This window comes from Streptomyces sioyaensis (assembly GCF_004122735.1).
In the GTDB taxonomy this organism is placed as follows: domain Bacteria; phylum Actinomycetota; class Actinomycetes; order Streptomycetales; family Streptomycetaceae; genus Streptomyces; species Streptomyces sioyaensis.
This window is the reverse complement of the sequence record NZ_SDIF01000229.1, coordinates 1-4,966: the sequence shown is the minus strand read 5'-3', so window position 1 is coordinate 4,966 and position 4,966 is coordinate 1. Positions and strand designations below refer to the sequence as shown.

Sequence of the window (4,966 nt, the reverse complement as noted above, 5' to 3'; positions counted from 1 at the left end):
CGCCTTGCCGGTCGTAGTGAACTGGCTACGAGTGGCCCGCCCCCACGCACCTTCACTCACTCCACTCACGGGAGGGGGCGGGCCGGAGGGGCCTGTTGTGTGGACGTAAAGCGAAGCAGTCCACACAACAGGCCCCGGAGGTCCGTCACCGCACCCGACACCCACCCAGCCCGCCGCAGGCGCAACGGCGAGAAGACCCACGGCGGGCCAGCCGACAACGTGCGGGCGCGCCGCAAAGCGCAACGGCGACAAACCACCACGGCGGGAAAGCCGACAACGTGGGAAGCCAAGCGAAGCGCAGCGACTACGCCTCAAGCGTGACCGTGAACGAGAAGCGGTCGCCGCGGTAGTGGATTCGGGCCACATCGACCGCGCGGCCGTCCTCGTCGTAGGTGATGCCCGTGTAGTGCAGGATCGGGCTGAGCAGCGGGATCTGCAGCAGCCGGGCGGTCTCCGGGTCGGCCAGCCGGGCCTCGACGGTGTCGGTGATCCGGCTGATCCGTACGCCCACCGCGTCCCGCAGCACCTTCGTCATCGGCCAGCGCGTCAGGTCCGCCGGGTCGATCCGGGCGGCGACCTCGGGCCGTACGTAGTTGTGTGCGTGGTTGGTCGGCTCGCCGGTCTCCTCGTCGCTCCGCAGTCGGTGGAAGCCCGTCACCTCGGCCAGGCCGGGGAAGTAATCGGACAGTTCGGACGGCACGGCGGTGGGGCCGTGGCCCAGCAGCTCGGTGCTCATCCCGGACTGCTGGGCCACGATCGCGTCCACGGAACCCAGCAGCCGCACCGGCGCACCGCGCTGGGCGCTCGGCTCGATGAAGGTGCCACGGCGCCGGTGCCGGCTGATCAGGCCCTCCGCCTCCAGCTCCTTGAGGGCCTGGCGCATGGTCAGCACGCTCACGCCGTAGTGCGCGGCGAGCGCGTCCTCGGTGGGCAGCCGCAGCGGCGCCTCGGGGGAGCGGCCGAGTATGGAGGCGCGCAGCGACTGCGAGACCTGGTACCACAGCGGCAGCTTGCGGTTCAGGTCGAGCGAGTCGGGAGCGAAGGTGGTCACGAGGTCTTCCCCGGTGTCACGGGCGGAAATGGCGCTGGAGACCCTGCCATACGTCGTCGTAGCCGTGCTGCAGATGGCCGGCGTCCCGGGCCTGTTCGGTGAGGGTCAGCGGCCAGCGGGTCTCGAACATGAAGGCCAGGCCGTCGTCGACCTTCTGCGGCTGCAGCTCGGCGGCGCTCGCCCGGTCGAAGGTCTCCCGGTCGGGCCCGTGCGCCGACATCATGTTGTGCAGCGAGCCGCCGCCGGGCACGAAACCCCCTTCTCCGGCCGCCTTCGCGTCGTAGGCCCCCTCGATCAGGCCCATGTACTCGGTCATCACATTGCGGTGGAAATACGGCGGCCGGAAGGTGTCCTCGCCGACCAGCCAGCGCGGCGCGAAGACCACGAAGTCCACGCCCGCCAGCCCCGGGGTGTCGGAGGGGGAGGTCAGGACGGTGAAGATCGAGGGGTCGGGGTGGTCGTAGCTGATCGAGCCGATGACATTGAAGCGGCGCAGGTCGTAGACGTACGGGACGTGGTTGCCGTGCCAGGCGACGACATCCAGCGGCGAGTGGTCGTAGGTCGCCGTCCAGAGGTGGCCGCAGAACTTGTTGACGACCTCGACCGGGCCCTCGACGTCCTCGTAGGCGGCGACCGGTGCCCGGAAGTCCCGGGCGGCCGCGAGGCCGTTGGCGCCGATCGGGCCGAGGTCGGGCAGCTGGAAGGGCCGGCCGTAGTTCTCGCAGACATAGCCGCGGGCTGACGGGTGCTGCCCGTCGGACGCGGCGTCCAGCAGCTCGACGCGGAAGCGGATACCGCGCGGGATGAGGGCGACCTCGCCCGGTTCGGCGCGCAGCAGGCCGAGTTCGGTGCGCAGCAGCAGCCCGCCGCGCTCCGGAACGATCAGGAGCTCACCGTCCGCGGAGCTGAACACCCGGCGGTCCATGGAGGTGTTGGCGCAGTACAGGTGCACGGCCATGCCGGTGCGCTGCGTGGCGTCGCCGTTGCCGCCCAGCGTCCACAGGCCGTCGAGGAAGTCGGCCGGGCCCGTGGGCTCGGGCAGCGGGTTCCAGCGCAGCCGGTTGGGGTCGGGGACGCAGTCGGTGAACGGCGCCGAGCGCAGGGCGCCCTGCGCGGCGCGGACGAACGGCGGATGGGCGGCCGACGGGCGGATGCGGTAGAGCCAGGAGCGGTGGTTGCGCTCGCGCGGTTCGGTGAACGCCGAGCCGCTGAGCTGCTCGGCGTAGAGGCCGAGCGGGGCGCGCTGGGGGGAGTTGCGGCCGATCGGCAGCGCACCCGGGACGGCCTCCGAGCTGTGCTCATTGCCGAAGCCGGTGGTGTACGCCAGCGCCTCGGCCGCTTTCCGCGCCTGCTCGTTGTCCGTGCCTGCCATCGCGTGCTCCCGCCGCTCAAGGAATCCTATGCAAGACCTTAGGATTGCGGCAGGGGGCCGTCAACGGAGACTCCCGGCCGCGCGGCCGGAACGTCGCGGTTGCGCACCGGCGGCCCGGTCGCCGGGCAGGATGGATGGGTGCAGCAGCCCACTCCGCGCCCTGTCCCGCCGCCCGGCTCCCTCCGCCGCGCCCCCGTCCAGCAGCGCAGCGCCCAGCGCCTGGCCCGGATCCTCGATGCCTGCGCCCACGTCCTGGAGGAGAGCGGGTACGAGAACCTGAGCACCCGGTCCGTGGCCGTCCGCGCCGGTGTCCCGATCGGCTCCGTCTACCGCTTCTTCCCCAACAAGCGCGCCATGGCCGAGGCCCTCGCCCGGCGCAATCTCAACGCCTACGCGGACCGCATCACCGCCCGGCTGACCACACCGGTCCATGCGTCGTCGGGGTGGCGCCGGGCGATGGACGTGGTCATCGACGAGTACCTCGCCATGAAGCGGACGGTGCCGGGCTTCGCCTTGGTGGAGTTCACCGTCCCCGCCCCGCGCGCCGCCCGGCAGGCCAACTACGAGGTGGCCGACCGGCTGCTCGCCCTGTTCGCCGGACCGCTCGGCCTGGACACCACCGACGAGCGGCTGCGCACCTCCTTCCTGGTGGGCGTCGAGACCGCCGACGCACTGCTCCAGCTCGCCTTCCGTACGGATCCGGAAGGGGATCCGGCGATCGTCGCGGAGACCAAGCTCCTGCTGCGGGCCTATCTGGCGCGCTATCTGGACGGCGACGGCGGCGACGGTGACAGAGACGGTGGCGATGCCGGCGAAGGCGAGGGGCAGGGCGGCGGCGACGCGGTGGATGCGGGGGAGGGGTGAGTGCGGCGGTCCCCAGGAGATCCACATTGACCTGGGGTTTTGCTCGTATTGCTCGCACGTCAAGACCTTGTTAACAAAAGTTTGCGGGACCTAACGTCAGCCCAACCGCCACCCCCGGCAGATGTTCAAGGGCGAACGTGAGGTACCCCCAATGCTGACAATCCTCGGATTCGTCATGATCGCCACCTTCCTGGTGCTGATCATGATGAAGAAGATGTCACCCATGGCAGCGCTCGTGCTGATCCCGGCGCTGTTCTGCGTCCTGGTCGGCCAGGGCGCGCACCTGGGCGACTACGTCCTCAAGGGCATCGGCGACCTGGCCCCCACGGCCGCGATGCTGATGTTCGCCATCATCTACTTCGGGGTGATGATCGATGTCGGCCTCTTCGACCCGGTCGTCCGCGGCATCCTGAGGTTCTGCAAGGCCGACCCGGTCCGCGTGGTGGTCGGCACGGCGCTGCTCGCCGCGATCGTCTCGCTCGACGGCGACGGCTCCACCACCTTCATGATCACCGTCTCGGCGCTCTACCCGCTCTACAAGCGGCTGAAGATGAGCCTGGTGGTCATGACCGGCGTCGCCGCCACCGCCAACGGCGTGATGAACACCCTCCCCTGGGGCGGCCCGACCGCCCGCGCCGCCACCGCGCTCAAGCTCGACGCCGGCGACATCTTCGTCCCGATGATCCCCGCCCTGGCCGTCGGCCTGGTCGCGGTCTTCGCCCTCGCCTACGTCCTCGGCCGGCGCGAGCGCAAGCGGCTGGGCGTGCTGACCCTCGGCGACACCCGGGTGGTGACCGAGGCCGCGGACGAGCAGGAGAGCGAGCAGGTCCTGGTCGGCGCGGGCGCCGTCGGTGCGGGCGGCGCCCCGGCGGGTGGCCCGCGCACCTCCGGCGGCACCGGTTCCGGCACCGGTTCCGGCACCGGTTCCGGCGCCGCGCCGTCCGCCGGTGGCCCGCGGGACGCGGACGACGCCGGGCTCCAGACCCTGGACCCGCACCGTGCCACGCTGCGCCCCAAGCTCTACTGGTTCAACGCCGCGCTCACCGTCGCGCTGCTCACCCTGCTGATCCTGCAGGCGCTGCCGATCCCGGTGCTCTTCCTGCTCGGCGCCGCCCTCGCGCTCACCGTCAACTTCCCGCACATGAAGGACCAGAAGGCCCGGGTCGCCGCGCACGCCGAGAACGTCCTCAACGTCTCCGGCATGGTCTTCGCCGCCGCCGTCTTCACCGGGGTGCTCACCGGCACCGGGATGGTCGAGCACATGGCCCGCTGGCTGGTCAGCGGCATCCCCGACGCGCTCGGCCCGCACATGGGCATCGTCACCGGCGTGCTCAGCATCCCGCTGACCTACTTCATGTCCAACGACGGCTTCTACTTCGGCATCGTGCCGATCCTCGCCGAGGCCGGTGCCGCCCACGGCGTGGCCCCCGTCGAGATCGCCCGGGCCTCCCTCGTCGGCCAGGCCCTGCACATGTCCAGCCCGCTGGTCCCCGCCGTCTACGTCCTCGTCGGCATGGCGAAGGTCGAGTTCGGCGACCACACCAGATTCACCGTCAAATGGGCCGCGCTGACCTCCCTCGTGGTCCTGGGGGCGGGGCTGCTCTTCGGCATCCTCTAGGGGGCTCGGATACGGGCCCGGACAGGGTTCCCGGAGGGGCGGGGTCCGGGGGTTCCCGGAC

The 4,966-nt window shown here is 71.1% G+C and carries 4 protein-coding genes; 2 read left to right on the top strand and 2 right to left on the bottom strand.

Translation table 11 applies throughout. The annotated features are described in order from the left end of the window. Positions 1-304 precede the first annotated feature (304 nt). Together EST54_RS33235 and hmgA are read right to left on the bottom strand one after the other, a co-directional pair. Positions 305-1,051, bottom strand: coding sequence for a GntR family transcriptional regulator (locus EST54_RS33235; protein WP_129251395.1), 747 nt, complete (start codon positions 1,049-1,051; stop codon positions 305-307). A gap of 16 nt (positions 1,052-1,067) precedes the next feature. After that, the gene (hmgA, locus tag EST54_RS33230; RefSeq protein WP_129251394.1) at positions 1,068-2,423 is read right to left on the bottom strand and encodes a homogentisate 1,2-dioxygenase; all 1,356 of its coding nucleotides are present in this window, start codon (positions 2,421-2,423) and stop codon (positions 1,068-1,070) included. Between the two features lie 138 nt (positions 2,424-2,561). Here hmgA and EST54_RS33225 point away from each other — a divergent pair, with 138 nt between their 5' ends. Both EST54_RS33225 and EST54_RS33220 read left to right on the top strand, forming a co-directional pair. Further along, positions 2,562-3,287, top strand: coding sequence for a TetR/AcrR family transcriptional regulator (locus tag EST54_RS33225; protein WP_129251393.1), 726 nt, complete (start codon positions 2,562-2,564; stop codon positions 3,285-3,287). A 151-nt stretch (positions 3,288-3,438) separates the two neighbouring features. Continuing rightward, the gene (locus EST54_RS33220; RefSeq protein WP_129251392.1) at positions 3,439-4,905 is read left to right on the top strand and encodes a CitMHS family transporter; all 1,467 of its coding nucleotides are present in this window, start codon (positions 3,439-3,441) and stop codon (positions 4,903-4,905) included. Positions 4,906-4,966: the final 61 nt, after the last annotated feature.